Below are 26310 nucleotides of genomic sequence, written 5' to 3'. Positions count from 1 at the left end.
ACTTCGTTCAGTTTCAGATTGGGTGTTTAACCGTTTTCGCATTTATCGTGAAACGCTTTCGCGTTTTTCGTGCGCCGCTTCAGCCGCTCGGTCGCCGCTGCCGCCGCGTGGACCGTCCCAGTCGTCGCGGTCGCGGTGGCCACCCCGTCGGCTGCCGCCTCGATCACGGACGTGGGCCCGTTCATGCTCCCGCGGCACCTGCAGGGCCACCTCGGGCTCCTGGGCCCCGGCTTCGCTCCAGGCCGGCCCGACGACTCCGCTGCCGGTCGGCACGACGGTCGTCGTCACGGGCTCCAGGTCGCCGGCATCGGGGTCTTCCGGAGTGTCGGGCGGAAGCGCGGACATCGCCCAACTCCTCAACGGCACGAGCCGCCTGATCACCCTGACCGCGGCGGTGCCGGCCGGAGCGACGATCACGTTCCGGACCACCCTGTCGATCTCGGTCGCGTTCCGGCTCACCGCCGTGGCGACCCTCCCGAGCGGCTACGGCGGATCGGGGGCCAAGACCGCCGGGTTCGTGTCGTCGGCGCTCATCCTCTGCTCCGCGAACTGACGCTCCCGCCGCCCCGCCCTCCCCGGGGAACGGCGAAGGCCCCGCTCCGATCGGAGCGGGGGCCTTCGCGGCGTTCGCGCGGCTCAGCGGCCGTAGGCCGAGGCGGCCGGGCAGGTCGGGCGGGTCGCCGCCGGCCGAGGAAGGCCCCACGCGGTTGAGGTAGCGGACGACGATGCCGTACGACTCGAGCAGCGAGGTCTCGGTGTAGGGGATCTGGTGGGTGGCGCAGTACTCCTTCGCGATGACCTGGGCGCGGCGCAGGGCCGGGCGGGGCATGTTCGGGAACAGGTGGTGCTCGACCTGGTAGTTGAGGCCGCCCATGTAGAGGTCGGTCAGCCAGGTGCTCTTGATGCTGCGCGAAGTGAGGACCTGACGGCGCAGGAAGTCGACGCGCGCTTCCTTGGGCAGCAGCGGCAGCCGCTGCTGTGGTTCGGGGCGAACGAAGCGCCCATGTAGAGGCCGAAGACACCCATCTGGACGCCGAGGAAGGCGAACGCCATGCCCAGCGGCAGAGCCCAGAAGATGACCGCGAGGTAGAGGCCGACACGGGTGACGAGCATCGAGATCTCGACCCAGCGCTTGTCGACCTTGCCGCGGCCGAAGACAGTTGCGGAAGCCGTGGATGTGGAGGTTGATGCCCTCGAGCAGGAGGAGCGGGAAGAACGCGTAGCCCTGGCGGCAGGTCAGCCAGGCGTACAGGCCGCGCGAGCGGGCCACGTCCTCGCTCGTGAACGAGATGACATCGCGCTCGATGTCGGGGTCCTTGCCGAGCACGTTCGGGTTGGCGTGGTGACGGCTGTACTTCGTCCATCCACGGGGAGTAGCTGATGCCGACGAAGAGGTTCGCGAGCGTGCGGCCCGCGACGTCGTTGGCCTTGCCGGCTCGAACACCTGGCGGTGCAGGGCCTCGTGGGCGAGGAAGGCGAACTGGGTGAGGACGATGCCGAGGGCGGCAGCCCATGCAGCAGCTGGAACAGGAGTCACCCAGCAGGACGAATCCGGTGACGATGCCGCCGAGGGCCAGCACCAGGGCGGCGAACATCGTGTAGTAGAAGCCGGTGCGGCGGCGCAGCAGCAGCCCCGCATCGCGGACGGTGCTGAGGAGGCCCGAGGCGCTCGGTCGTGGGGTTGATGCGGCCGTCGGCGCGCGGACGCGTGCGGACGACTCGGGAGCGGCTGTTCGCTTTCGCCGCCGGGCTGCGCGGTCGCGCCGCCGTCGGGCAGGGTGTCGGAGATGCTCACGGGGTGCCTCGTTCTTTTCGGGGCGGGCCATCGGCGTCGACGGCCTCGTGGAGAGCGATCCCCGGCTCCCGCCTGCCGTGAGCAGCGCCTGGTCCGCTCCTGGCCCTACCGCGCCGGTAGGGGCCGGACGCGGCGTGCGGCGACCGGTTTCGGGGGCTACCTCTTCGAACATTAGGGGGAAGGGCCGTCCACCGCACCATGAGGATTGCCAGCCTTCGCGGCTCGCGTACGTCGGCGCGGCGGCCGCGATCGCAGCCACCGCGCCGATCCGGTGCTCTCAGGATCCGATCGAGTCCTGCGGGCGGCCGGACTTCAGTGCGGCCAGTCGCGCCTCGACCTCGGTCATCTCGCCGAGGTCCTCCAGCGATTCGAACTGGGCGTCGAGGCTCGAGGAGGCGAGCTCCTCGGCGCCGCGGACGCGCTGCCTCCTCGCGGCGGATCTTCTGCTCGAAGCGGCTCACCTCGCTGGTGGGGTCCATGATGTCGATGCTCTTGATGGCGTCCTGGACCTGGGTCTGCGCCTCGACGGTCTTGGAGCGGGCGATCAGCTCGTCGCGCTTGGACGAGAGCTGGTTCAGCTTCTCGCGCATCTGGTTCAGGCCCGACTTGAGCTTGTCGACGACCTCGGTCTGCGAGGCGATGGTCGGCTCGGCGTCCCTCGCCTCCTTCTCGGACTGGATCTGGCGCTGCAGTGCGACCTTCGCGAGGGCGTCGAACTTGTCGGCGTCGCCGGTGCTGCCGGAGGAGCGGAGGTCGTCGGCCTTGCGGCTCACCGCGAGCGCCTTGGCGCCTCTGCGCACGTTGTCGACGTCCTCGCGGTAGTCGTCCTCGAGCAGGCGCAGGTTGCCGATGGTCTGCGCGATGGCGGCCTCGGCGTCGCGGATGCTGTCGGTGTAGTCCCGCACCATCTGGTCGAGCATCTTCTGCGGGTCCTCGGCCTGGTCGAGGGCGCGTTGATGTTCGCCTTCGCGAAACTGCGCGATGCGTCCGAATGGACTGTCTCTGGGCCATGCTGTCTCTCCTTGCGTGGTGGATGGATGCGTCGTGGAGGGTGGGGAGCGGGGTCGAAGCGGCCGCCACCTCCGCCGGCGACCACCGCCGCCGCCGAAGCCGCCGCCGCTGGACCGGCGGGAGCCTGCCGAAGCCGCCGCCGGACGAGCCGCCGAAGCCGCCTCCGCCGAAGCCGCCCCGAGCGGTAGCCGGAGCGCCGGCCGCCGCCCAGCAGGGACTCGACGAGGATCCCGCCGAGGAACGCCCCGGTGTTCCCGCCGAAGGGCTGCCCGCGGCGCTCGGCGACGCATAGCCGCTCGTGTCGAGCGGGCCTGCTGCAACGCCTGCTCGGCGAGGGCGGGCGCGCTGCGCGGAGGCAGCGCCTCGCGCGGTCGGTCGCGGCGATCTGCGCGGCGTACTCCGAGGCGCGGGCGGCCTCTCGGCGAGGCGGAATGCGCGCGAGCGAGCCGACAGCTCCGCGACGCGCGGCGATGAAGTCCTCGGCCGCCGGGCAAGCCGGGCGGTCGTGAGCTCGGCGGCGAGGGCCGCGCGCTCGCGCTCGCGCTGCGCACAGGCGTCGCGGTAGCCGCCGACGGCCGAGTCGATCACGGCGTCGGCGGCGGAGAGGGCAGCCAGCAGCGCCAGCGGATCGTGCGGGCGCACAGCGGCGGCGCGCTCCACCTGAGCGAGGGACGCCTCCGTCTGCGCGACGGCGGTGCCGACGCTCTGCACGAGGCGGTCGTCGGGTCGGAGGCGTCGGACGCTGCGATGAGCGCGCGACCCTGGGCGACGTCGGCCCGGATCTCGCCGACGCGGGCCGCGAGCGTCCGCTCCGCCTCGCGCAGGTCCGCGGCGCGGGTCGCCACCGCCTCGAGGGAGGCCCGCCGCCTGCTCGGCGCCCTGCTGACCCGCCTGCAGCAGCACGGCCGCGCGTCCGGTGTCGCCGGCGGTGAGCGCCGCGCGGGCCGACTCCACTCCCGTCGCGGGCGAAGCGGGCGGTCCTCGGCCTGGTCGGCGTCGTCCTCGACGTCGTCGATCGCGGAGGGGGAGTAGGAGACGGCGAGCTCGCCGGATCGCGCGGATCCGGCGCGACGCGGACCGCGACCGCCTCGATGCGCGCGGAGAGCTGCGTCGCCACCTCCGGAGCGTTCTTCTCGAGGTCGCGCAGCTGCTCGAACGCCTCGGCCTTCTCGTCCAGCGCCTGCTCGGCGTCGGCGCAGAGCTGCAGGATCCGGGAGTAGCCGTCGCGGCGCTCCTGGTCGGTGTCGGGCTCGGCGTCGTCGAGGCGCTGATGGAGGCCGAAGGCCTCGCCGAGCAGGCGCTTCGCGGTCACGAGCGCGTCGCGGAAGGGACCCGTCGCATCGAGGCCGAACTGCGCCTCGCGGCCACCTCCTGCTCGCTGGTGCGCACGGCGTCGTCGGCGTGCACGAGGGCAGAGCCGGCGCGAATTAGCAGCTCGTCGATCGACGCCTCGGCGGCTTCTCCGCGGCCTTGCGGCGCGAGCGGCGGACGAGGAGGAGCACCACGATGCCCAGGACCACGAGGACAGCGAGGACCGCGAGGACGACGGTCGCGCCCCGGCCGAGCAGCTCCCCGGCGGTCGGCGCGTCGAAGCGCTCGCCGATCCCGGTGGCCGCGGCGACCGCGGCCCCGGCCCAGTCGCCCTCGACGAGCTGCGGCTCGATGTCCTCGCTCTGCAGCGAGGAGAGCTGCACGTCGTCGAGCAGGGCTTCCTCGCGACCGAGACCTGGTACTGGCGGGCGTCGACGGCGACGGCGAGGAGGATCTCCTCCTCGCCCAGCCCGTTGAGGTCGGCCGTGGCGTCGGACCAGCGCTCGTCGCCGGAGACGCCGGTGAAGTCGTCGACGTAGGTCACGAACAGCTGGACGCGGTGCTCGTCGTAGAGCCGCGCGACGGCCGACTCGATCTCGGCCGAGTCTCCGGGCCGAGCGCGCCGACCGAGTCGAGCACCGGGGAGGAGCCGAGCGTCACGGGATCCTCGGCGACGGCGGCGGGGGCGCCGGCCAGCGCTGCTCCGGCACCGATCAGCAGGGCGGCGACCGCGCCCAGGAGAGACCGTCGCGCGGCCGGGCGCCCGCGGACGTCGGACCGGTGGTTCGCTGACGCGGTCATCGCGCACACTCCTTCGTCGTTCGCCTCCCGAGTGTAGACAGGCGAGTCGACGCAGGCCCTCAGGATCCCGGGCGGATCGCCGCGGAGCGCGCCGGGGGAGGGCGGCGCATGGGGCTGCCGGGAGCAGGAATGTGCGCGCCGCGGGCGCGGTTCCCTCCCGCGGTGCCACAGCACTAACCGCACGACCCCCGACGAAGGCCCTCCGTGGATCCCTTCTCCCCGCTCACCGCCGGGTGACCTCGAGCTCCCCAACCGCGTCGTCATGGCACCGATGACGCGCCTGCGCGCCGGCCAGAACGGCGTCCCGCACGGCGCCCTCATCGCCGAGCACTACGCCCAGCGCGCGAGCCTGGGCCTGATCATCAGCGAGGGCGTGTTCCCGAGCGCCGAGTCCAAGGGCTACGCCGGGCGGCCGGGCATCGCGACCGCCGAGCAGGCCGAGGGCTGGCGCGCCGTCGCCGACGCCGTGCACGCCGCCGGCGGCCGCATCGTCATGCAGGTCATGAACGCGGGCCGCGTCTCGCACGCCGCCATCACCGGGACCGACCGCATCGTCGCTCCCAGCGCGATCGCGATCGACGGAGAGGTCCGCGTCCCCGGCGACGACAAGGCCCGCTTCCCCGTGCCGCACGCGCTGAGCACCGAGGAGCTCGCCGTCGTGCGCGACGAGTTCGTCGCCGCCGCCCGCCGCGCGGTCGACGCCGGCTTCGACCAGGTCGAGGTCCACTCGGCCAACGGCTACCTGCTGCACGAGTTCCTCTCGCCCGTCTCGAACGTGCGCACCGACGCCTACGGCGGAAGCCCCGCCGCGCGCGCCGCGTTCCCGATCGAGGTCACCCGCGCGATCGCCGACGAGATCGGCGCCGGTCGCGTCGGCATCCGCATCTCGCCGAGCCACAACATCCAGGACGTCCGCGAGACCGACGCCGACGACGTGCGCGCCACCTACGAGGCCCTCGTCGACGGACTCGCGCCGCTCGGGCTGTCAGCCACCCTCAGCGTCCTGCGCCGAGCCCGCGGGCAGGCTCGTCCAGGACCTCCGCTCGCGGCGGCGTGCTCATCGCGAACAGCGGGTTCGGATCGCCGACCACGCGCGACGAGGTCCGCTCGCTGATCGCCGACGGCCACGCCGACGCCGTCGCGGTCGGCCGGCCGGTCATGGCCAACCCCGACCTCGTCGAGCGCTGGCAGGGCGGGCACCCCGAGAACGAGCTCGACCAGGCCACGGTCTACGCGAGCGGAGCCGAGGGCTACACCGACTACGAAGCGCCTCTCGGCGTAGTCGCACCGACGACGAAGGCCCGCTCCCTCTCGGGGCGGGCCTTCGTCGTGTCCAGGGTAGCCCGGTGCTTGAGCTCGTCCTCGATCGCGGCGTCCTCCTCGGGGGACAGCTCGTGCTCGACGTCCTCGGGGCCGGCGGTCTCGCCGATCCGGCCCTCGCCCGGTGTAGATCGACTCGATGTCGTCGGTCAGCGCCGCGTCGTCCGGCGAGCCGCTCACGAGCCTGTCCCGATCTCTCCGGCCGAGACGGCCTCGGCGGCCTTGCGGAGGTCCGGCCCGGGCTCGAAGTCGATGAAGCGGTCCTTCAGCCGGGCGTTCAGCTCGGCGAAGACGTCCTCCCGGAGCTCGCCCTTCTTGCTCTGGGCGAGATCGAGCACCGCCTCGCGGAGGACCCGGTCCGAGTCCTCGAGGATCTTGCTGCGGGCTTCGTCGTTCCAGCGGATGTCCTGTGCGTCCATGCTCCGACCGTAGGCGGGGGTGCGGGGGCGCCGCAGGGACTTGCGGAGTGCGGATCGGAGGCGTAGGCACCGCCTCCGATCCGCGCTTCCGCCAGGGCCGGCAGGACCTCGCGCTCGAACAGCTCGATCCCCGAGCGGTCGTACGCCGCGTCCGGGGAAGTAGAAGATGCCGTAGTCCATGCCGCGCGCGGCCATGTCGGCCCGAGCAGGTCGACGACGATCTGCCCGGGGTGCCGACGGCGAGCGCCTCGGGCGAGCGGTACTCCGCGACGAACGACGCGGCGGCCTCGGCGCCGAGGAGCAGGGCGACCCGCTCCTCGAGGCGCTGCAGGCCCCGCTCGACCTCCGCCTCCGTCTCGCCGATCATCACGTTGTAGTTGGCGCTCCAGGTGATCGCCGAGAAATCGGTGGGCGCTCCTGGTACCCGCACCGGCACCTCGCTCTTCTGATCGAACGCCTCCAGCGCACCGGCGAAGTTCGTGTACTGCGCGTACTGCGCCGCGATGCGCAGGGTGACCTTCTCGCCCCGCCCGCGACCCAGAGCGGGATCCCGCCCTCCTGCAGCGGCAGCGACCAGTTCTGCGCGCCGTCGACGGTGTAGCGGCCGTCGAGGGTCGCGGACCCGGTGGTCCACGCCTGGCGCATGATCTGGACGCCCTCGTCGAGCCGGCCGAGCCGCTCCCCGATGCGGGGGAACCCGTAGCCGTAGGCGCGCCACTCGTGCTCGTACCAGCAGCCGCCGCCGATGCCCATCTCGACGCGGCCGCCCGAGACCACGTCGACGGTCGTGGCGATCTTGGCGAGGTGCGCGGGGGTTGCGGTACGACATGCACGTGCACATCTGGCCGAGGCGGACGCGCGAGGTGGTGGCCGCGAAGGCCGCCATGAGCGTCCACCTCGTGCGTCACCTCCTCGGTGACCACCGGCACGGTGTGGGTAGTCATGCGGATCGACTCCCAGGCTGCCGGCATCGGCGTGCCGGGCGAGGTCGTTCATGGTGCGCCGCTGGTCGGCGGGGTCGATGCCGACGAGGTCGTGGCGCCAGCCCTGGGGGATGAAAGGTCCGAATCGCATGCCGCCGACCCTAGGGCGGCCCGGGCGGGAGTCGAGGGGGTGGGAGCGCTCCAGTACGCTCCGAAGCGATGCTGGACTTCACCTCGGACCTCGGTCTCCCGATCATCGCGCTGATGGTCCTCGCGGCCTTCGCGGCCGGCTGGATCGACGCGGTGGTGGGCGGCGGAGGCCTCCTCCAGGCTGCCCGCCCTGCTCCTCGATGCCCGGGATCTCGCCCGTGCAGGCGCTGGCGACCAACAAGCTCGCGTCGATCTTCGGCACCACGACCAGCGCGATCACCTTCTTCCGGCGGGCCCGACCGACCTCCGCACGGCGCTGCCGATGGCGGCGGTCGCCCTCGCGGGCAGCTACGGAGGTGCGACGCTCGCGGGGCTGCTGCCCTCCTCCGTCTTCAAGCCGATCATCGTCGTCGCGCTGATCGTCGTCGCCGTCGTCACGATCGCACGACCGACGATGGGCAGCGTCACCGCGCTCAACGCCGGGGCGGCGGCACCTCGTGACCGCCGCGGTGCTCGGCCTCGTGATCGGCTTCTACGACGGCCTGATCGGCCCCGGCACCGGCGTTTCCCTGATCATCGCCCTGATCACGGCGCTCGGCTACGACTTCCTGCTCGCGAGCGCGAAGGCCAAGATCGTGAACGTCGCGACGAACCTCGGGGCGCTGCTCTACTTCATCGGCGGGCACGTCGTCTGGGTGCTGGGCCTGTTCGTGGGCCTGGCGAACGTGGCCGGGGGCATTACCTGGGCTCGCGGATGGCGGTGGCGAAGGGCCGCTTCATCCGGATCGCGTTCCTCGCGGTCGTCGGCGCGCTCATCCTGAAGCTCGGGTTCGACGTGTGGACCGAGAACCTGGCGCCGCTGCTGGAAGCGATTCGCTCCTCGGGAGCGACGACCTCGGCGATGATCGTCGATCTCGCCCAGGTCGCGCACTTGTCGCGAGTGCGGCCGACTCGCCGTCGCCGGCGGCCAGCGCGTCGAGGATCCTGCGGTGGCCTGGCGAACTGCGCCCGCGGTCCTCGAGGTGGGAGTAGATCCGCGCCTCGACGGTCCACGGGTGGTCAGGTCGCTCATCGTCACCGAGGGCGGGTTGCCGGTGAGTCGAGCGACGACGTGGAACTCGACGTCGAGGCGCACCGACCGGTCGGGGTCGTCGCGGCCCGCGGCGCGGTCGAGCACGTCCTCGAGCGTGCGCAGCTCCTCCGGACCGGCCCGCAGGGCCGCGAAGCGCGCGATCTCGGGCTCGAGGACCCGCCGCGGCTCGGCCGAGTGCTCGAGCTCGGACCGGTGGGGCTGCAGACCGGAGGCGAGCAGCCGCTCGGCGGGGGGCATGGCGCTGACGCGGGTGCCCGAGCCCTGCCGGCGCTCGACGAGTCCCGCCGCCTCCATCCGGGCGAGTGCGTCCCGCACGGCGGTGCGCGGACCGCGGGCTCGGCGGCGGTGCGCCGCTCCGAATCGAGCCGGGCGCCGGGGAGGAGCCTGCCCCGGGCGATCTGTCCCTCGAGGTGCCGGACGACGACGGCAGGAACCGTCTCGGCGGCGGGGTCTCGACCACGGGCTGCCCTTCCTGCGCCCCGGGACGCGGGGCGGACCCTCCGATCATCACACGGGGCCGGCGGCCGTCACGCACTCGAAACACAGGCGAAGCGCGGGCGCAGCACCGGTGCGCTTGATTGGTCCGCCTGACCCGGCCGTCCGCCCTCGTCCTCGGAGTCCTCATGAAGCTCAGCGTCCTCAAGAACCCGGCGACCCGGATCGGCCTCGCGGCCGTCGCCGGGATCGTCTTCGGCCTGATCGCGGGGGAGTGGGCGGGGGAACCTCGGATTCGTCGGCCAGATCTTCATCCGTCTGATCCAGATGGCGATCGTGCCGCTCGTGATGGCGTCGGTGATCGTGGCGACCGGCTCGATGGGCGGGGTCGGCACCGGCGGGCTCGCCACCGCCCGCACGTTCGGCTGGATGATCGGCTTCTCGGTCGTCGCCGCCTCGGTCGCGGTCGGCCTCAGCCTGCTGCTGCAGCCCGGCGCGGGCGCGACCTTCTCGGGAGAGCTCGACCCGGCGCTCGAGGAGTCGGCGGCCGAGGCCGCGGGCTGGCAGGACCCGCTGCTCGGTTCTTCTCGACCAACATCATCGCCTCGATGTCGACGGCGACGATGGTGCCGATCATCGTGTTCTCGCTCCTGTTCGGCATCGCCCTGAACAGCTACGCGACCTCCACCGGCAACACCCTCGTGCTGAAGGGCCTCGAGCAGCTGCAGCAGATCCTCCTCGTCCTCATCCGCCTCGTGATGCGCATCGCGCGCGATCAGGTGTTCGCCCTGCTCGCCGCGCTCACCGGCGAGGTCGGCCTCGCCGTGGTCTCGACCGCGCTCGCGTACCTCGGCACGACCCTGCTGGGCGTGCTGATCTCCACGGTCGTGTTCGTCGTCGTCGTCACGGTGCGCCCGCCTCGACCCGCGCCGCCTGCCGCGCAAGCTCGCCGAGCAGACGGTGATCCGCGTCGACCACCAGCTCCGCCGTCACCTTCCCGACCGTGCTGCGCAACACCGTCGAGAAGGTCGGAGTGAGCCGCCGGGTGGCCGACTTCACCCTGTCGATCGGGCTCACCATGGGCTCCTACGGCGCGGTGCTGAACTACACGATCGTCGTCCTCTTCCTCGCGCAGGCCGGCGACGTCGCGCTCTCGCCCGGGCAGATCCTGCTCGGGATGGGCCTCGCGATCCTGCTGAACATGGGCACCATCACGGTGCCCGGCGGGTTCCCGATCGTCGCGCTGTTCCTCGCGACGACCTCGGCCTCCCGATCCAGGCGGTCGGGCTGCTGATCGCAGTCGACTGGTTCACCGGGATCTTCCGCACCTTCCTGAACGTCAACGGCGACACCTTCGTCGCGATGCTCGTCGCGAACGCCGACGACGAGATCGACCGCGAGGTCTACGCGGGCACCCGCGAGGCGGAGCGGGCGGACGTCGCGGTCTAGGGCCAGCCGGTCTCGGCGGGGCCGGCTGCAATGCTCCTCGACTCGGTGCGCGTGCGGACCGGGATCTCCGCACCCGCCGGGACCGTGTGGCGGTTCCTCGCCCTGGAGCGGGCCGCCTGGTGGCCGGACATGCATTTCGAGCCCATCGCCGGGTCGCCCTCCTCGAGACGTGGATCGAGAACGGGGCGGCGCCGGAGCGCCACGAAGTCGTCACGCGGTGCCAGGAGCCGGAGCTGCTCGCGTTCCGGTGGAGCGAGCCGGAGTGCAGGAGCACCCGCTCGACGTGGTGATCCGGCTCGCCGGGGACGAGGTCCTCGACCTCGACGCTCGCCGAGACGGGGTTCCCGAAGGCGGGGACGCGACCGTCCCCGGCGCCGCGGAGCACGACGACGGCTGGCGGTACCACCCGGCGCGGTTGACGCACGTTCAGCGAGCGCCGCGGCCGCGGATCCGCCCGCTCGCTCGACGTCGGAGCCCATGCCGACGACGTCCGCCGCCGGTGCTCGGCTCCCGCACGGCAGACCTCAGCCGGGAGGGCCCGGTCAGCCTGCCGATGGTGCGCGACGAGTCGTTCCGGCCGAGGTTCTGCGCGGTCCTGCGGCGGATCGGCCGGAGCGGAGCGCTCCGACCAGCACCGCCGACCGCCAGCATCACCAGCGACACGATCACCGCGCGCCACAGCACCTTGCGGTGGTGGTCGCCGAGGTTGACCGCGGCGAGCGAGACGAGCAGCAGGATCGCCGGGACGAGCGGGCTCTGCAGGTGGACGGGCTGGCCGGTGATCGAGGCGCGGGCCATCTCGACCGGGTCGATGCCGTAGTTCGCGGCGCTCTCGGCGAGCACCGGGAGGATGCCGTAGTAGAAGGCGTCGTTCGACATGAAGAAGGTCATCGGGATGCTCAGCACGCCGGTGATGACGGCGAGGAACGGGCCCAGCGCCGGCGGGATCACGTCGACGACCCACTCGGCCATCGCGTCGACCATGCCGGTGCCGTTCAGCACTCCGATGAGCACGCCGCCGCGGCGAGGACCATCGAGACGACGCCGACGATGCTCGGCGCGTGCTTGACGATCTCGGACGCCTGGTCCTTCATCTTCGGGAAGTTGATCAGCAGGGCCACCGCCGAGCCGACCATGAAGACGTAGGGCAGCGGCAGGATGTCGGCGACCAGCAGGGTCATGACGATCAGCGTCAGGGCGAGGTTCACCCAGATGAGCTTCGGCGAAGGGTCTCGCGCTCGGGGTCGAGCATGGTGTCGGCCATGGCGGTGTCGGCGTCGTCGGCCTGCACGCGGGCGGCGACGGCGACCTGGGCGCCGCGCAGCAGCTCCGGACCGCGGAGGAACGAGAACCTCTCGCGGGCGACGGTGCGGATGCCTCCGGTGAGGGCGGCGAGCCGCCGGCGCGGCCGGCGCCGACCAGCTCCTGCTCGACCATGGGCTCGGCCAGGGCGAGGCGAGCCGAGACGGCGGCGCTCGCCGAGTCCGAGCATCCAGGCGAAGACGAGCGTGACGGCCAGGCCCACCGCGAGGAGGGGAGCATCGGCACGAAGATCTCGCTCGGCGAGACCTGCAGGGCCGCGGCGGCGCGGACGGTCGGGCCGCCCCACGGGACGATGTTCAGCGTGCCGTTGGCCAGACCCGCGACGCAGGTCAGCACGACCGGGTTCATGCCCAGGCGGAGGTAGATGGGCAGCATCGCCGCGGTGGTCACGATGAAAGTGGTCGATCCGTCACCGTCGAGGGAGACCGCGCCGGCGAGCAGCGCCGTGCCGAGCACGACCTTGGCCGGGTCGTCGCCGAGGGCGCGGACGATGAAGCGGATCAGCGGATCGAAGAGGCCGACGTCGATCATGATGCCGAAGTACATGATCGCGAACATCAGCAGGGCGGCCGTGGGGGCGAGGCTGCCGATGGCCTCGATGACCATGTCGCCGATGCCCAGGCCCGCGCCCGCGAAGAGGCCGAAGATCGTGGGGACGACGATCAGCGCGACCATGGGCGTGAGCCTCTTGGTCACGATCAGGGCCATGAAGGCCGAGGATCATCGTGAATCCGAGTACTACCAACACTGCTGACTCCTTCGTCGTCGTGCGTCCAGCGCCTCCGGCCGAGGCGGCGCTCTCCGGGTCCTGGAGAACCCCAGGGACGCTCGGCGGCGGCACCCGGGTATCGCTCATTAGCGCGTGATCTGCGCATAGTGTGGGTTCTGCGCATTCTGCGCAGTGAGGAGGCGGCGCATGCGCTTCGCGACCCACGTGCCGTGCTGCAGCTCGCGACCTGCGGCCGCGGTCCTCGTCTGCGCCGGGCTCGTCACCGCCCTCAGCGTGCAGCAGCTGCGCGGCGAGGCGGAGGACGGCGCTCGCCATCGCCCGCACCGTCGCCGAGATCCGGACGTGCGGGCAGCCGTCGGCGGCTACTCCGCCGACCCGGGCACGCCGGACGCGGTCGACCTGCGCTCCGGCCCGCTCGAGGACCTCGCGGCCGGAGTGGAGGAGCGCACCGGAGCGCTCTTCGTGGTCATCACCGACGACCAGGGGATCCGCCTCGCGCACCCCGACCCCGACCGGCTCGGCGAGGTCGTCTCGACGAGCGCGACCGAGGCTCGCCGGACGGGAGAGCGTGTCGTGGGGCACGGGCACTCTGGGGAGTCGGCCCGGGCGAAGGTGCCGGTCTTGCTCCCGCGGGCGGCGGGGTGGTCGGCGAGGGAGCATCGGCTTCGCGCGCTCGAGCGTCTTCGACGACCTGCCGAGGGCGCTCCTCGGAGTCGTCGCGGCGGCCGTCGCGGCGCTGGCGCTCGCCGTGGTCGCCTCCGTCTTCATCCGCCGTCGGCTGCTGCGGCTGACCCTGGGTCTGGCCCCGGAGGAGCGACCGCGCTCGTGCAGGACCAGGCCGCGGTGCTCGACGGGGTCGACGAGGCGTTCTCGCCTTCGACCGCGACGGGCGGGTCGGCGTCTGCAACGCGCGCGCCGCCGCGATCCTGGGCTCGGACGATCCGTCCGGGCACGCGCTGCAGGGGCTGACCCTGGCCGAGCTCGATCTCCCGACGCCGCTGGCCGACGCGATCGCCGCCGCACTGCGCTCGCCCGAGCGGGCCCGGTCGGCGGGAGCGGAGGGTTCGTCGTGCACCTCGCGCATCGTCTACGTCGACATCCGCCGGGTGACCCGCGGCGACCGCGACCTCGGCGTCGTCGTCGTGCTGCGCGACCGCACCGATGTCGCGGCGCTCAGCCGCCGCCTCGACGCGGTCGGCTCGATGACCAACGCGCTGCGCGTGCAGCGGCACGAGTTCGCCAACCGCCTGCACGTGGTGGCGGGCCTGCTCGACGCCGGCCGGACCGAGTCGGCGCGCGACTACCTCGACGAGGTGCTGACCCGCGGACCGCTGAAGTACCCCGTGCAGCACGCCGACCGGCCGCAGGAGCCGCACCTCCAGGCGCTCGCGGGCGCGAAGGGGATCGAGGCGGCCGAGCGCGGCGTGCTGCTGACCCTGGGCGACGAGACGCTCGTGCGCGGCGTCGTCGTCGAGCCGGAGGACGTCGCGACGGTGGTCGGCAACCTGGTCGACAACGCGGTGCGGGCGGCTGCGCTCGGCGCCCGCGACGTGCGCTTCGTCGAGGTCGAGCTGCTGGACGACGGGGACACGCTGTTCGTGACGGTCGCCGACAGCGGCGACGGCGTCGCGGATCCGGAGACCCTCTTCGACCGCGGGCCCGCCGGGGACGACGGGGACGACGACCGCGTGCACGGCCGCGGATTCGGGCTGCCGCTCTGCCGCGAGGTGGCGGCGCGGCGTGGAGGAGCCGTCCGGCTGGCGACGCCGGGGGCGGCAGCGGAGGCGCCGTGCTCTGGGCGCGCGGCTGCCGGGCGCGGTGCGTCCGCCCGGGACTCAGGAGGAGCGATGACCGACTCGCAGGAGCGCACGGTGCTCGTCGTGGACGACGACTTCCGCGTCGCGCAGCTGCACGCCGACCTGGTCGACGGTCGGCAGGGGCTGCGCGCGCTGCCACCGGTGCACACGGCGCGGGCGGCGCGGGCGGTGCTCGACTCCGCGCCGGATCTGCTGCTGCTCGACGTGCACCTGCCGGACCAGAGCGGGATCGCACGCTGCGCGAGCTCGACACCGACGCGTTCGTCGTGAGCGCCGCCTCGGACGGGGTGCGACCGTGCGGCGCGCGCTGCACGCCGGGGCGCTGGGATACCTGATCAAGCCGTTCGACGCGCGACTGCTGGGCGAGCGGCTCGACGCGTACGTGCGGTTCCGCAACGTGCTGCGCGAGGACCGGGCGGCCGACCAGGAGGCGGTGGAGCGGGCCCTGCGGATCCTGCACTCGGGCGACGACGCCGCGGCCGGGCCCTCGCGCTCGGCCACCGAGCAGCTCGTGCTCGCCCGGCTCACGGAGTCGGCCTCCGAGCTCTGGCGCTGGAGGTCGCGGAGCGCGCGGGGATCTCGCGGGCGACGGCTCAGCGCTACCTCTCGGGGCTGGCAGGCCGCGGGCTGGTCGAGATGACCCTGAGCTACGGCTCGACGGGCCGACCGGAGCACCGCTACCGAGCCAAGTGAGTTCCCGCTCTGGAAGGACGAAGCCCCCCGGGACTCGTGGTCCCGGAGGGCTTCGTCACTGGGTGGAGCTGAACAGGTGATCCGCGTGCCAGCGGATCGCCGTAGGCGGACGCAGGACGCTCTGCGGATCGTCCGCGCGTGGAGGCCGACCGCGGTGCGACGCTGCGCGGTGCACGAACGGATCGGTGTCCTGCGTCGGCCTGCGCCGCGACGCGGCGGCGCTCGGCGGCCTCCTTGGCCATGCGGCGGCCCTTGGGGCTGACCAGCGAGGCGATGACCGTGACGGTCAGCACCCCGACGATCACCGTGAGGGAAGGCCGGTGCCGATCTCGAAGACCTCGACGTGCTCGCCGTTGTTGATGAACGGCAGGGTGTTCTCGTGGAGCGCGTGCAGGATCAGCTTCACGCCGATGAACGCGAGGATCGCGGCGAGGCCGTAGCTGAGGTAGACCAGGCGGTCGAGCAGGCCGTCGATCAGGAAGTACAGCTGGCGCAGGCCCAGCAGCGAGAACGCGGTCGCGGTGAAGACCAGGAAGACGTCGTTGGTGAGGCCGAAGATCGCGGGGATGTCGAGGGCGAACAGGATGTCCGTGCCGCCGATCGCGGCCATGACCAGGAGCATCGGGGTGCAGGACGCGCTTGCCGTCGACAGTGGTGTAGAACTTGTCGCCGTCGTAGGTGTCGCTCGTCTTGAAGATCCGCTTGGCCAGACGGACCATGATGTTGTCGCCCGAGTGCTCGTCGCCCGGCTTCACCAGGTTGAAGGCGGTGAGGAGCAGGATCAGGCCGAACGCGTAGAAGACCCAGGCGAACGAGTTGATCAGCGCGGCGCCGAGGAAGATGAAGCCGGTGCGGGCGATCAGGGCGAAGACGATGCCGAAGAGCAGCACCTTCTGCTGGTCGGCGCGGGGCACCTTGAAGCTCGCCATGATGATCAGGAAGACGAACAGGTTGTCGACCGAGAGGGCCTTCTCGGTGATGTAGCCCGCGAAGTACTCGACCCGGGGGTCGGTCCGCCGAAGACGAGGACGCCGAGGCCGAAGAGCACGGCGATGCCGACGTACAGGGCCGACCAGAGCGCCGACTCCTTCAGCGGGCTCGTGCGCCTTGCGCACGTGGAAGAAGAAGTCGAAGAGCAGGAGCAGGACGATGAAGACGATCGTCAGGGTCCAGATCAGGGGCGATACGGTCATCAGTGGGGGAGGCCTCGCTCGAGAAGGGGTGGGGGGACCGGCGTCGGAGGCGCCGTGAGTCGATGAGAACCGTAACGATCCGCCGACGGCGAGGCGGTGGCTCCGCCTCGATCGTGAGTAACTTCTCAGTTCTCCGGTCCGCCGTGGCGCTGAGCGGCCGGTGGGCCACACTGGTGCCATGCCGGACACCGCGGTCGACAGGACCTTCGACGACGCCTACGGCGTGACCATCCACTACCGCTGGTGGTCGCACCCCGCGCCCCGCGCCCTCGTGCAGATCGCGCACGGCGTCGGCGAGCACTCGGGCCGCTACCTCGAGCTCGCCCAGGCCCTGGTGACGGCGGGCTACGTCGCCGCCGACGGACCACCGCGGGCACGGGCGCACGGGCCTGCAGCAGCACGGCGGCGACGCGTCGCAGCTGGGGCGCCTGGGTCCGGGCGGCCTGCGGGCGACGGAGGAGGCGATCAACCGCCTGACGCGCGAGCTCGCCGCCGAGAACGCCGGGCTGCCGATCGTGCTGCTCGGCCACTCCTGGGGCTCGCTGATGGCGCAGCGGATCGTCGACCACCCACTCCTCCGACTACGCGGCCCTCGTGCTCAGCGGCACGGCCTACCGGCTGCCCGGCTTCATGAACGGCGGCGACCTCACCCGCCGGCACCGGCAGCCCGGCGGCCTGGCCTCGAGTGGCTCTCGCGCGATCCGGCCGTCTGGCAGCTGTTCCACGACGACCAGCTGACCTTCACCGATCCGCTGGCGAAGCGGGTCGGGGTGATCGAGACCCTGCGGCTGGTCGGCCGCCCGCGCGGCGGATGCACCTTCCGCTGCCGCTGCTCATCGTCATCGGCGCCGAGGACACGCTGGGCGGGGAGCGGTCCGTGCGTGGCCCTCGCCCGCGCCTACCGTCGGCGCTCCGGGCTTCACCGACGCTGTCCGGTCCGGGTGTACCTGGAGGCCCGGCACGAGCTGTTCCAGGAGCTCAACCGGGTCGAGGTCACGGCGGATGTGGTCGCCTGGCTCGACGAGCGCTTCGACGCACCACCCGCAGCGCCGCCGCAAGTCGCGCCTAGGCTGGCCCCATGCATGGCGAATACAAGGTCCCCGGCGGAAAGCTCTGTGGTCGTCGACCTGGAGGTGGTCGAGGGCCGGTTCGCCGACTTCCGCCTCGCGGGCGGCTTCTTCCTCGACCCCGACACCGCGCTCGACGACATCGACTCGGCGCCGTCGTCGGACCGTGCCGGAGGAGAAGCGACGCCAACACGATCGCCGCCGCGATCCGGGCGGCGCTGCCCTCGGACGCCGTGCTGCTGGGCTTCACGCCGGGCGGTGGCGGTCGCGATCCGCCGCTCGCTGCAGAAAGTCGACCGTGAGCTGGCGCGACTACGGCTGGCGGATCGTGCACGCGAAGGCCGTCTCGCCGGCGATGCACCTCGCGCGCGACGAGGTCCTGACCGCCGCTGTCGGCGAGGGCCGCCGCGAGCCGACCCTGCGGATCTGGGGGTGGGACCAGCCCGCCGTCGTCATCGGCAGCTTCCAGTCGCTGCGCAACGAGGTCGATCTCGAGAACGCCGAGAAGTACGGCGTGGAGGTCGTGCGGCGCATCTCGGGCGGCGGGGCGATGTTCATGGAGGCGGGCAGCGTCGTCACCTACTCGATCTACGTGCCGGGCGCGACCTGGTGCAGGGCCTGACCTTCGCCGACTCCTACGCGTTCCTGGACGAGTGGACGATCAGCGCGCTGCAGTCGCTCGGCATCGACGCGGTCTACCAGCCGCTCAACGACATCACCTCGCCCTCGGGCAAGATCGGCGGAGCCGCGCAGAAGCGGCGCTGGGCTCCGGAGCGGTGCTGCACCATGTGACCATGAGCTACGACATGACCGACGCCGAGAAGATGGTGCAGGTGCTGCGGATCGGCCGCGAGAAGCTGTCCGACAAGGGCATCGCCTCCGCCGTGAAGCGCGTCGACCCGCTGCGCAGCCAGACCGGGCTCAGCCGCGCCGAGATCATCGAGCGGATGAAGGACACCAGCGTGCGCCTGCACGGCGGGACGCCGGGAGACCTCACCGACGCGGAGTACGCGGAGGCGGAGAACTGGTGCGGACGAAGTACTCGACCCCTGAGTGGCTGCGCCGGGTCCCGTGAGCGGGGCGCGACGCCTCTGCTTTTCGACGCGGACGAGCGGGGCGCGCCTCCGCCGACGCGGGCGGGCGGATCGAGCGGGCTCAGCTCGCGAGCAGCTCCTGGTAGTCGGGGTGCGCGGCGATGAACTCGGCGACGAAGCGGCACGTCGGCACGATGTGGGCGCCGAAGCGCTCTGTGCGCGTCGTCGAGCGCCGCCTCGACCAGGCGGTCGCCGAGCCCCTCGTGGCGGTGCTCGGGAGCGATCTCGGTGTGCAGGAAGACGATGTCGGCCCCTCGGACCGCGCAGTCGGCGACCCCGACGTTCTCGCCGTCGACCCACAGCGTGTACCTGGACTCGTCCTCGCGTCGCGACGCACCTCGGAAGTCATCGCAGCACTTCGCCATCGCCGGGGACGTCCGCCCAGGGGCCGCTCAGCGTCCTCCCGGGCGGGCGGGCGTGTCGGGAGCGCTCCCTCGCCCTGGCAAGGGTCGCCGGATGCCCCCGACCACTCCCGATCGCCGACGGCGTGCCGGAGTCGCGAGCGCGGTGATCCACGCCGACAACCTCGAGGTGCTGCCGCAGCTGGCCGACGGGGCTGCCCACCGTCGTCTACCTCGATCCGCCCTTCAACACCGGGCGCGCGCAGGTGCGCACCTCGACGACCTCGGTGCGCTCGGCGACGGGCACGATCGCCAGGCTCAGGGGCCGCAGCTACGAGCGGATCCGCGGCGACCTGCTCCGCTACGACGACCGCTTCGACGACTACTGGTCGTTCCTGGAGCCGCGGCTGGCCGAGGCCTGGCGCCTGCTCGCCGACGACGGCACCCTCTACCTCCACCTCGACTACCGCGAGGCGCACTACGCCAAGGTGCTGCTCGACGCTCTTCGGCCGCGAGTGCTTCCTCAACGAGATCATCTGGGCCTACGACTACGGGGCCAAGGCGACCCGGCGCTGGCCGACCAAGCACGACACGATCCTCGTGTACGTGAAGAACCCGCGGCTACCACTTCGACTCCACGTCGCGGTCGACCGCGAGCCCTACATGGCGCCCGGACTGGTGACCCCCGAGAAGGCCGAGCGGGGCAAGCGGCCGACCGACGTGTGGTGGCACACGATCGTGTCGCCGACGGGCCGCGAGAAGACCGGGTACCCGACGCAGAAGCCGGAGGGGATCCTCCGGCGCATCGTGCAGGCGTCGAGCCGCGAGGGCGACGCGGTGCTCGATTTCTTCGCCGGCTCGGGCACGACCGGGGCGGTCGCGCACGCGCTCGGGCGGCGCTTCGTGCTGATCGACTCGCACGCGGACGCGGTCGCGGTGATGCGCCGCCGCTTCGCGACGCTGGACCCGGCGCCGCTGTTCCTCTGAGGGGCGCGGGCGCCGAGTCCGCGAAAGTTGTCGTACTCGAGCTCGAGTACGACAGCTTCTGAGGACTCGGCAGGCCGACCAGCCCTCCCCAGTGTGACGACAACGGAGTTGTCCGCAGGGGGTGGTGCCGGGCGGTGGGACGGTCGGGCAGGCGCCATCCTCGGGGGCATGAGATCGAATGACCTGGGTGCCTTCACCCGACGCACCGCGCTCGCTGAGGGCGCGACCGACGCGCAGCTGCGCTCACCTCTCTCTCGCGCAGCCGTTCCACGGCGTGCGGACGCGTGTTGCACCGGTCACGCACGAGGAGCGCGCTCGCGCCTACCTTCCGCGGTTGAGACGTGGACAGTACTTCTCCCACCTCACGGCGGCGGGGATCTGGGGTGTTCCGCTGCCCTCGCTCGCCCTCGCCGACGACCCGATCCACGTATCGGCGCCAGCGCCTCGCCGGCCGCCGCGCACCAGGGGAATGGTCGGACACGTCCTGCGTCCGGAGTGGACACGAGTGCTGGTACGTCGTGGTCTTCCCGGTCACCGATCCCGCGACGACCTGGATCCTGCTCGCCGGGCTGCTACGCGCGAGACCTGCTCGCCGCAGCGGATCACCTGCTGTTCGTCCCCCGGTTCGAATCGAGGACCGATCCGCGGCCCTACGCCACGATCGCAGAGCTGGAGGAGCGGCTCGACCGGTACGCCGGTCGGGGAAGGTGCTCCTGCAGGAGACGCTGCGGCTGGCTTCCACTGCATCGGCATCCCGGCGCGAGACGTGGCTGCGCTCGGTGGCGCTCGAGGCGGGATTCCCACCGGCCGAGACGAATGTGGAGATCGTCCACGGAGGCCGGCTGATCGCCATAGGCGACCTGGGCTTCGTGCGCTGGAAGGTACTGGCCGAGTACGACGGCAGCCACCATCAGAGCGACGACGCCCAGTACGCGCGCGACCGGGAGCGAGGCCTCGCTCTGCAGCTCGCGGGCTGGATTCAGGTCGTGGTCAGAGCCGAGGGTCTCGGCCGGGGCCGGGCGCGTACCATCGCCGAGATCGATGCGGCACTGCGCGCGCACGGCTGGCGCCCATGACCGCGTCGGCACCGGCCGAGGTCACGCTCGACCCCGCGCAGATCGGGTGCTCAGGAGTCGCATCCCCGGCAGTCGGATCCCTCGAGCTCGAACCGCCGGACGTCGAGTCCTCGTAGTTGTCGGACTCGAGGGTCGAAGACGACAACTTCTGCGCAGTCGGGGTGGTGGGCCGGATCGGCTCCTCAAAAGGTTGTCGTACTGGAGGCCGAGTACGACGACTTCTGCGGAGTCGAGGGTGCCCACCCGGCGCGCACTTCCGGCGCAGCGGAACGAGCACCGAGCGGAGTGCGGTCATCCCGCACGAGCGGCGTCACGAGCTGGCGCGGACGACCAGCTCGGTGGGCATCAGCGTCCGGTGCTCGACCGGGCGTCCCTCGATGCGCGACCAGCAGCTCGGCCATGCGCGCGCCGAGCTCGGCGGGCGTCTGGCGGACGGTGCTGAGGGCGGGCACCGCGGTGCGCGCGTACATGTCGTCGTCGAAGCCGACCACGGCGACGTCCTCGGGGACGCGGCGGCCCGCCTCCTGCAGCGCCTCGTACGCGCCGACGGCCATCTGGTCGTTGGCGGCGAAGAGCCCGTCGATGCCGGGATCGCGCTCGAGCAGGCGGCGCATCGCCTCGCGGCCGCTGTCGGGCGAGAAGTCGCCCCACTCGACGAGGGAGTCGTCCAGGCCCGCGTCGGCCAGGGTGCGGCGCCAACCCGGAGGCGGTCGACGCCCGGGGGCGTGTCGGCCGGGCCGGCGATGGTGGCGAGGCGGCGGCGACCGCGCTCGATCAGGTGCGCGGTCGCGTCGGCCGCCCCCTCCGCGTTGTCGACGTCGACGAAGTACGAGCCGCGCTCCTCCGGAGACAGCGGCCGGCCGCCGAGGCGATCGGGAGGGAGTTGGCGAGCGCCGCGTAGGAGTGGTCGCCCGAGTGGTGCGAGACCACCAGGGCGCCGTCGACGTTGCCGCCCAGGAGGTAGCGGCGGGTCTTCTCGCCGTTGGACTCCGACGCGATGAGATCGACAGCGTGTAGTCGGTGTCGGCGAGGTGCATGGCGGCGCCCTGCACGATCGACGCGAAGAACGGGTCGGCGAAGACGCGCGCCGTCGACTCCGGCACGATCAGCGCGATCGAGTGGGTGCGGCGGGAGGCGAGCATGCGCGCCGCCCGGTTGGGCACGTAGTCGAGCTCGCCGATCGCCTTCTCGACCGCGGCGACGATGTCGGCCGCGACCTGCGAGGCGCCGTTGACGACCCGCGAGACGGTCGCGCGCGACACTCCCGCGCGCGCCGCGACCATCTCGAGGGTGGGGAGCGCCCCGGCTCCCGTCCCGCCGAACCGTCGACCACGGCTCAGTCCAGCAACGAGGCGGACGAGCCGCCGATCAGGCGGGAGTAGACGAGACCGGAGTCCTTGATCGTGCGCTCTTGGGACTCGTAGTCGACGCGCACGATGCCGAAGCGCTTCTCGTAGCCCACGCCCACTCGTAGTTGTCGAGCAGCGACCAGACGAAGTAGCCGCGGACGTCCGCGCCCTGGTCGATCGCGTCGGCGACCTTCTCGACGTGGTCGAGCACGTACTGGGTGCGGTCGACGTCGTGCACGCGGCCGTCCTCGACGACGTCGTCGTACGCGGCGCCGTTCTCGGTGACGTACAGCGGAGGGAGGTTCTCGTACTCCAGGCCCAGGCGGGTCAGCAGGTAGCGCAGCCCGTCGGGGTGCACCTCCCAGTCCATCGCCGTGCGCGGCAGGCCGCGGCTGGGGAAGGTGATGAACTCCGAGCCGACGAACGGGGACGCGGTCTCGCGATCGGTCGCGGCGGCGAAGTCCTCGGCGCCGGCGGGGAGCGGGTGACCGGAGACGTTGTCGTCGTGGTAGTGGTTCACGCCGAGGAAGTCGAGCGGCAGCGAGATGAGGTCGAGATCGCCGTCGACGATCAGCTCGTCCAGGCCCAGGCCCGCGACGTCCTCGAGGAGGTCCTCGGGGTACTCGCCGCGCAGCAACGGGTCGAGGAAGATGCGGTTCTGCAGCGCGTCGAAGCGGCGGGCGGCGTCGAGGTCGACCTCGTCCTCGGGGTCGTCGGGGACGGCGTTGGAGAGGTTGAGGGTGATGCCGAGGTTCTGCGCGCCGAGCTGCCGCAGCGTCGAGACCGCGAGGCCGTGGGCGAGGTGCGTGTGGTGGACCGCGGCGAGCGCGGCCTCGCTGCGAGATCACTCGGGGGCGTGGACTCCGGCGCCGTAGGGAGAGCAGGGTCGAGCAGAAGGGCTCGTTGAAGGTCGTCCAGTGCTGGACGCGGTCGCCGAGGCTCTCGTAGACGGTCTCGGCGTAGTCGCGGAAGCGCTCGGCGGTGTCGCGGTTGGTCCAGCCCCCGGTCTCCTCCACGGCCTGCAGGAGGTCCCAGTGGTAGAGGGTCAGCCAGGGCAGGATCCCCGCTCCGAGCAGCTCGTCGACCAGGCGCGAGTAGAAGTCGAGGCCCTCGGCGTTGACGGAGCGGTCGCCCGGCTTCACCCGCGACCAGCTGACCGAGAAGCGGTACGAGCCCAGGCCCAGCTCCTTCATCAGCTGCACGTCGGCGGGCATGCGGTGGTAGTGGTCGACGGCGACCTCGGGGATGCCGCCCTTCGCGACGGCGCCGGGGACGCGCGAGAACGCGTCCCAGATGCTGTCCTCCTGCCGCCCTCGTGCCCCGCGCCCTCGATCTGGGCGGCGCGTCGCGGACCCCAGAGGAAGCCCACGGGCCAGTCGCGCACGGCGAGGCGCTCGCCGGCGCGGTCTGCTCAGCGAGGCTCGGCGACTCGGTGGCGGGGATACGGGCAACGCTCATGCGGCGACTCCTTCGGCTGGTACGGCCATCCTACGGCTTCCCCTGGATGGAGCGCTTCTCTCGCCGCCGTACCGGCGCAGCGCCGAGATCTCGGGGCGGCGCAGGTACGGTTCCAGCTCCGCCGGTCGTCGGGCGCGGGTCGGAGTCGTGCGGATCGGGAGTCCGGCACGTCGGGCCTCGATGCTGCCGGCGGCGAGATCCGCACCCGCCCGGGCAGCGAGCTGCGGGTCGGTCCGGCGGAGCTCCTCGGCGCGCTCGTCGTCGGCGGCGAGGTCGTGCGCCTCCTGCACACGCGCCGACTTCGCGCGCAGCGGCGGCGTCTTGAGGAACCACGACAGCACGAAGGCGAGCAGGACCACGCCGAGGGCGACCGAGAAGACGGTCACGGTGGCGTCGTTGAAGCCGGTCAGGAACGCGGCGCCGGACAGCGCGCGGTCGGCGGTGTTCAGGAACGAGGTGTCGCCGTCGAGGGCCGAGCCGATCGCCGAGGTCGTCCTGGGACCGGAGGAGGCCGAGGATCTACTCGGCACCGCCGGATCGGCGAGGACGGCTTCAGGTCGGCGAGCGCGGCCAGCGTGGTCGGCGGAGGATCCCAGTGCTTCGGGAAGGCGGCCGCGATCGTGTCCGGGATGCGGGTGAACAGCACCGAGAAGATCACCGCGGTGCCCAGGGTGCCGCCGATCTGACGGAAGAACGCGGAGGCGCTCGTCGCGACTCCCCGCGCATGTTCGCCGCCGCGTCGACAGGTGCCCTGCGACGCGAGGGTCAGCGTCTGCATCATCTGGCCGAGGCCCAGCCCCAGCATCAGCAGCCCCGCCCATCATGAACAGGACCGGCTTGTCGATGGAGACGAAGGTGAAGTAGAAGAACGCGGCCGACATCAGGAAGGTCCCGGACGATCGGGAACGCGCGGTACCGCCCGGTCCGCGAGATGATCTGGCCCGAGACGATCGAGGCGATCATGAGGCCGAGGATCATCGGCAGCATCAGGAAGCCGACTCGTGGGCGTCGCTCCGTTCACCAGCTGCAGGTAGAGCGGGATGGTCATCATGCCGCCGAACATCCCGAAGCCGACGAGGACGCCCAGCACGGTGGCCATCGAGAAGGTCGGCGAGCGGAAGAGCTTGAGCGGGATCGGCGCGTCGTCGCCCATCATCCGCTCGGCCGCGATGAAGCCGACGATGCCGAGCGCGCCGACGATGTAGTAGACCCAGGCGATCGGGAGCCCCAGCCCCACTCGCGCCCCTGCTCGGCGATCAGCAGGAGCGGACCGGCGGCGAGGATGACGAGGGCCGCGCCCCACCAGTCGATGCGGACCGGAGCGCACGCCGGCGGGCCTGGGCAGGTAGAGCGGAGCACGATGACCAGCGCCACGGCGCCGATCGGCAGGTTGATCAGGAACACCCAGCGCCAGCCGGTGATGAAGAGGATCTCGGGGGTGCCGGCGAGGAGTCCGCCGATCAGCGGGCCGACGACGCTCGAGACGCCGAAGACGGCGAGGAAGTACCCCTGGTACTTGGCGCGCTCTCGCGGCGGGAGGATGTCGCCCATCACCCGTGAGGGCGAGCGACATGGCAGGCCGCCGGCGCCCAGGCCCTGGACCGCGCGGAAGCCCGCGAGGTCGAGCATGGAGGTCGCGAACCCGGCGAGCAGCGAGCCCGATCAGGAACAGGACGATCGCGATCAGGTAGAGCGGTCGGCGGCCGAAGAATGTCCGAGAGCTTCCCGTAGATCGGAGTCGCGATCGTCGAGACGATCAGGTACGCCGTCGTCGCCCACGCCTGCTGCGAGGAGCCCGTCCCGGTCGTCGGCGATTGGTGCGCATCGACGTGCCGCACGATCGTCTGATCGAGCGAGGGTCAGGGTGGCACGCTCGTCGGCCGAGAGGTCACGAAGAGGATCTGCCAGGTGCGTCGCGGCCGCGCCGGAGGGCGTGGAGTTCGGGCTGTCGAGCGGCGGAGTCGGCCATCGGTGTCCCCTCTCGTGTAGGCGGACGCCCTCAGAGCACGGCCGACCGCGCGCGTGGCGTTGCTTGCCTGGGGTTACACCGCGCGAGGACGCGCCTCCAGGCCCCGGCGGCGAAGCCTGAACGGGATCTCAGGAGGCGCGTCCCGTCCTCGCAGGCTCGGCCGCGGGCTCCTCGGCCCAGCCGGCCTCGCGGAGCGCGGCACGGGCTCTCGGCCCGGGCCGGAAGGGCGATGCGCACCCCCTGGATGTCGCGGTAGTTCTGGTGGCCGGGGCCCGCCCAGAGGATGGAGTCGCCCTCCTGGGCCAGCGAGACGGCCACGCGGATCGCCCGCTTGGGGTCGTCGACCTCGTGGATCTCGCCGTCCGGGCACTCGCCGCGCGGGCCGCGTCGACGGCGTGCGACGGATGGACGAGGGGTCCTCGAAGCGCGGGTGGTGGTCGGTCACGACGAGGACGTCGCTGCCCGAGACCGCCGCCTCGGCCATCGCGGGGCGCTTCGGCGTGTAC

At 72.0% G+C, this 26310-nt stretch carries 18 protein-coding genes and 14 pseudogenes; 16 read left to right on the top strand and 16 right to left on the bottom strand.

The window, feature by feature from the left end:
- Positions 1-181 precede the first annotated feature (181 nt).
- Both AC0CII_RS09835 and AC0CII_RS09830 read right to left on the bottom strand, forming a co-directional pair.
- Entirely contained in the window at positions 182-1795 is a 1614-nt protein-coding gene (locus AC0CII_RS09835; protein WP_465229268.1) for a fatty acid desaturase family protein, read from the bottom strand.
- 277 nt (positions 1796-2072) lie between these two features.
- Positions 2073-2778 (bottom strand): annotated as a pseudogene (locus AC0CII_RS09830) (PspA/IM30 family protein).
- Between the two features lie 658 nt (positions 2779-3436).
- Between AC0CII_RS09830 and AC0CII_RS09825 the strand changes: the two are divergent.
- Positions 3437-3838: a hypothetical protein gene (locus AC0CII_RS09825; protein WP_465229267.1), complete on the top strand. Its 402-nt coding sequence runs from the start codon at positions 3437-3439 to the stop codon at positions 3836-3838.
- 395 nt (positions 3839-4233) lie between these two features.
- Here AC0CII_RS09825 and AC0CII_RS09820 read toward each other — a convergent pair whose 3' ends face one another.
- The 3 genes and pseudogenes from AC0CII_RS09820 to AC0CII_RS09810 all read right to left on the bottom strand — a co-directional run bounded on the left by AC0CII_RS09820 (position 4234) and on the right by AC0CII_RS09810 (position 4918).
- The gene (locus AC0CII_RS09820; RefSeq protein WP_465229266.1) at positions 4234-4500 is read right to left on the bottom strand and encodes a hypothetical protein; all 267 of its coding nucleotides are present in this window, start codon (positions 4498-4500) and stop codon (positions 4234-4236) included.
- An 80-nt stretch (positions 4501-4580) separates the two neighbouring features.
- Positions 4581-4667 (bottom strand): annotated as a pseudogene (locus tag AC0CII_RS09815) (hypothetical protein); the annotation flags it as partial.
- Positions 4658-4918: a hypothetical protein gene (locus tag AC0CII_RS09810; RefSeq protein WP_465229265.1), complete on the bottom strand. Its 261-nt coding sequence runs from the start codon at positions 4916-4918 to the stop codon at positions 4658-4660. The pseudogene AC0CII_RS09815 and the gene AC0CII_RS09810, both read right to left, overlap by 10 nt.
- Positions 4919-5122: 204 nt before the next feature.
- Here AC0CII_RS09810 and AC0CII_RS09805 point away from each other — a divergent pair.
- Positions 5123-6181: pseudogene (locus tag AC0CII_RS09805) on the top strand (alkene reductase); the annotation flags it as partial.
- Between the two features lie 233 nt (positions 6182-6414).
- Here AC0CII_RS09805 and AC0CII_RS09800 read toward each other — a convergent pair.
- Positions 6415-6852, bottom strand: a complete 438-nt coding sequence (locus tag AC0CII_RS09800; RefSeq protein ID WP_465229307.1) for a hypothetical protein — start codon at positions 6850-6852, stop codon at positions 6415-6417.
- Between the two features lie 35 nt (positions 6853-6887).
- On the opposite strand from AC0CII_RS09800, the gene AC0CII_RS09795 reads away from it, so the two are divergent.
- Positions 6888-7034: a hypothetical protein gene (locus AC0CII_RS09795; protein WP_465229264.1), complete on the top strand. Its 147-nt coding sequence runs from the start codon at positions 6888-6890 to the stop codon at positions 7032-7034.
- Here AC0CII_RS09795 and AC0CII_RS09790 read toward each other — a convergent pair.
- Positions 7024-7731, bottom strand: a complete 708-nt coding sequence (locus AC0CII_RS09790; protein ID WP_465229263.1) for an LLM class flavin-dependent oxidoreductase — start codon at positions 7729-7731, stop codon at positions 7024-7026. The genes AC0CII_RS09795 and AC0CII_RS09790 overlap by 11 nt on opposite strands.
- Before the next feature lie 68 nt (positions 7732-7799).
- On the opposite strand from AC0CII_RS09790, the pseudogene AC0CII_RS09785 reads away from it, so the two are divergent.
- Positions 7800-8586: pseudogene (locus tag AC0CII_RS09785) on the top strand (sulfite exporter TauE/SafE family protein); the annotation flags it as partial.
- Positions 8587-8859: 273 nt separating this feature from the next.
- Here the strand turns inward: AC0CII_RS09785 and AC0CII_RS09780 are convergent.
- Positions 8860-9060 (bottom strand): annotated as a pseudogene (locus AC0CII_RS09780) (FCD domain-containing protein); the annotation flags it as partial.
- 525 nt (positions 9061-9585) lie between these two features.
- Here AC0CII_RS09780 and AC0CII_RS09775 point away from each other — a divergent pair.
- The 4 genes from AC0CII_RS09775 to AC0CII_RS09760 are packed head-to-tail and all read left to right on the top strand — an operon-like array spanning position 9586 to position 10707.
- Positions 9586-9927 (top strand): cation:dicarboxylate symporter family transporter, encoded by a 342-nt coding sequence (locus tag AC0CII_RS09775; RefSeq protein ID WP_465229262.1) that lies wholly within the window; start codon positions 9586-9588, stop codon positions 9925-9927.
- On the top strand, positions 9867-10295 hold the full coding sequence (locus tag AC0CII_RS09770; protein ID WP_465229261.1) for a cation:dicarboxylate symporter family transporter: 429 nt from the start codon (positions 9867-9869) through the stop codon (positions 10293-10295). The genes AC0CII_RS09775 and AC0CII_RS09770 overlap by 61 nt, the downstream gene beginning before the upstream one ends.
- On the top strand, positions 10262-10552 hold the full coding sequence (locus AC0CII_RS09765) for a cation:dicarboxylate symporter family transporter (RefSeq protein ID WP_465229260.1): 291 nt from the start codon (positions 10262-10264) through the stop codon (positions 10550-10552). The genes AC0CII_RS09770 and AC0CII_RS09765 overlap by 34 nt, the downstream gene beginning before the upstream one ends.
- Positions 10531-10707: a cation:dicarboxylate symporter family transporter gene (locus tag AC0CII_RS09760; protein WP_465229297.1), complete on the top strand. Its 177-nt coding sequence runs from the start codon at positions 10531-10533 to the stop codon at positions 10705-10707. Before AC0CII_RS09765 ends, AC0CII_RS09760 begins: the two co-directional genes overlap by 22 nt.
- Before the next feature lie 636 nt (positions 10708-11343).
- Here AC0CII_RS09760 and AC0CII_RS09755 read toward each other — a convergent pair.
- A pseudogene (locus tag AC0CII_RS09755) lies at positions 11344-12778 on the bottom strand (CitMHS family transporter); the annotation flags it as partial.
- Positions 12779-12946: 168 nt separating this feature from the next.
- Here AC0CII_RS09755 and AC0CII_RS09750 point away from each other — a divergent pair.
- The 3 genes and pseudogenes from AC0CII_RS09750 to AC0CII_RS09740 all read left to right on the top strand — a co-directional run bounded on the left by AC0CII_RS09750 (position 12947) and on the right by AC0CII_RS09740 (position 15270).
- Positions 12947-13729, top strand: coding sequence for a hypothetical protein (locus AC0CII_RS09750; protein ID WP_465229259.1), 783 nt, complete (start codon positions 12947-12949; stop codon positions 13727-13729).
- A gap of 233 nt (positions 13730-13962) precedes the next feature.
- Positions 13963-14466 (top strand): annotated as a pseudogene (locus tag AC0CII_RS09745) (sensor histidine kinase); the annotation flags it as partial.
- Between the two features lie 141 nt (positions 14467-14607).
- Positions 14608-15270, top strand: a pseudogene (locus AC0CII_RS09740) (response regulator transcription factor).
- Between the two features lie 239 nt (positions 15271-15509).
- On the opposite strand, the pseudogene AC0CII_RS09735 reads toward AC0CII_RS09740, so the two are convergent.
- Positions 15510-16463, bottom strand: a pseudogene (locus tag AC0CII_RS09735) (TerC family protein); the annotation flags it as partial.
- Positions 16464-16641: 178 nt separating this feature from the next.
- Between AC0CII_RS09735 and AC0CII_RS09730 the strand changes: the two are divergent.
- The 3 genes and pseudogenes from AC0CII_RS09730 (at position 16642) to AC0CII_RS09720 (ending at position 18605) form a co-directional block, all read left to right on the top strand.
- Positions 16642-17097 carry an alpha/beta hydrolase gene (locus AC0CII_RS09730; protein ID WP_465229258.1) on the top strand — a complete coding sequence of 152 codons (456 nt, stop codon included), beginning with the start codon at positions 16642-16644 and terminating at the stop codon, positions 17095-17097.
- Between the two features lie 177 nt (positions 17098-17274).
- Positions 17275-17532 (top strand): hypothetical protein, encoded by a 258-nt coding sequence (locus AC0CII_RS09725; protein WP_465229257.1) that lies wholly within the window; start codon positions 17275-17277, stop codon positions 17530-17532.
- A gap of 9 nt (positions 17533-17541) precedes the next feature.
- Positions 17542-18605 (top strand): annotated as a pseudogene (locus AC0CII_RS09720) (lipoate--protein ligase family protein).
- A gap of 180 nt (positions 18606-18785) precedes the next feature.
- Here the strand turns inward: AC0CII_RS09720 and AC0CII_RS09715 are convergent.
- A pseudogene (locus AC0CII_RS09715) lies at positions 18786-18989 on the bottom strand (GNAT family N-acetyltransferase); the annotation flags it as partial.
- 91 nt (positions 18990-19080) lie between these two features.
- Here AC0CII_RS09715 and AC0CII_RS09710 point away from each other — a divergent pair.
- Positions 19081-19952: pseudogene (locus tag AC0CII_RS09710) on the top strand (DNA-methyltransferase).
- 707 nt (positions 19953-20659) lie between these two features.
- Positions 20660-21028 carry a hypothetical protein gene (locus AC0CII_RS09705; protein WP_465229256.1) on the top strand — a complete coding sequence of 123 codons (369 nt, stop codon included), beginning with the start codon at positions 20660-20662 and terminating at the stop codon, positions 21026-21028.
- 310 nt (positions 21029-21338) lie between these two features.
- On the opposite strand, the pseudogene AC0CII_RS09700 reads toward AC0CII_RS09705, so the two are convergent.
- The 5 genes and pseudogenes from AC0CII_RS09700 to AC0CII_RS09680 form a co-directional block, all read right to left on the bottom strand.
- Positions 21339-22311 (bottom strand): annotated as a pseudogene (locus AC0CII_RS09700) (LacI family DNA-binding transcriptional regulator).
- Positions 22312-22364: 53 nt separating this feature from the next.
- Positions 22365-23761: pseudogene (locus tag AC0CII_RS09695) on the bottom strand (GH1 family beta-glucosidase).
- Positions 23762-23831: 70 nt separating this feature from the next.
- The gene (locus AC0CII_RS09690) at positions 23832-24716 is read right to left on the bottom strand and encodes a hypothetical protein (protein WP_465229255.1); all 885 of its coding nucleotides are present in this window, start codon (positions 24714-24716) and stop codon (positions 23832-23834) included.
- Positions 24716-24991, bottom strand: a complete 276-nt coding sequence (locus tag AC0CII_RS09685) for a hypothetical protein (protein WP_465229254.1) — start codon at positions 24989-24991, stop codon at positions 24716-24718. The genes AC0CII_RS09690 and AC0CII_RS09685 overlap by 1 nt, the downstream gene beginning before the upstream one ends.
- Complete coding sequence (locus AC0CII_RS09680) at positions 24988-25464, bottom strand: MFS transporter (protein WP_465229253.1); 477 nt, start codon at positions 25462-25464, stop codon at positions 24988-24990. Before AC0CII_RS09680 ends, AC0CII_RS09685 begins: the two co-directional genes overlap by 4 nt.
- Positions 25465-26310: the final 846 nt, after the last annotated feature.

The organism is Rathayibacter sp. AC182, from assembly GCF_979253875.1.
This window is presented reverse-complemented; position numbering and strand designations above follow the sequence as displayed.

What these genes read in the sequence shown, in the direction of transcription:
- AC0CII_RS09775 (WP_465229262.1), top strand. Translation starts at nt 9,586, where the DNA reads ATGGCGATCGTGCCGCTCGTGATGGCGTCGGTGATCGTGGCGACCGGC.
- AC0CII_RS09770 (WP_465229261.1), top strand. Translation starts at nt 9,867, where the DNA reads ATGTCGACGGCGACGATGGTGCCGATCATCGTGTTCTCGCTCCTGTTC.
- AC0CII_RS09750 (WP_465229259.1), top strand. Translation starts at nt 12,947, where the DNA reads ATGCGCTTCGCGACCCACGTGCCGTGCTGCAGCTCGCGACCTGCGGCC.
- AC0CII_RS09790 (WP_465229263.1), bottom strand. Translation starts at nt 7,731, where the DNA reads ATGCGATTCGGACCTTTCATCCCCCAGGGCTGGCGCCACGACCTCGTC.
- AC0CII_RS09685 (WP_465229254.1), bottom strand. Translation starts at nt 24,991, where the DNA reads ATGATGGGCGACGACGCGCCGATCCCGCTCAAGCTCTTCCGCTCGCCG.
- AC0CII_RS09800 (WP_465229307.1), bottom strand. Translation starts at nt 6,852, where the DNA reads ATGGCCGCGCGCGGCATGGACTACGGCATCTTCTACTTCCCCGGACGC.
- AC0CII_RS09725 (WP_465229257.1), top strand. Translation starts at nt 17,275, where the DNA reads ATGCACCTTCCGCTGCCGCTGCTCATCGTCATCGGCGCCGAGGACACG.
- AC0CII_RS09690 (WP_465229255.1), bottom strand. Translation starts at nt 24,716, where the DNA reads ATGTCGGCCGCGTTCTTCTACTTCACCTTCGTCTCCATCGACAAGCCG.
- AC0CII_RS09680 (WP_465229253.1), bottom strand. Translation starts at nt 25,464, where the DNA reads ATGCTCGACCTCGCGGGCTTCCGCGCGGTCCAGGGCCTGGGCGCCGGC.
- AC0CII_RS09810 (WP_465229265.1), bottom strand. Translation starts at nt 4,918, where the DNA reads ATGACCGCGTCAGCGAACCACCGGTCCGACGTCCGCGGGCGCCCGGCC.
- AC0CII_RS09730 (WP_465229258.1), top strand. Translation starts at nt 16,642, where the DNA reads ATGCCGGACACCGCGGTCGACAGGACCTTCGACGACGCCTACGGCGTG.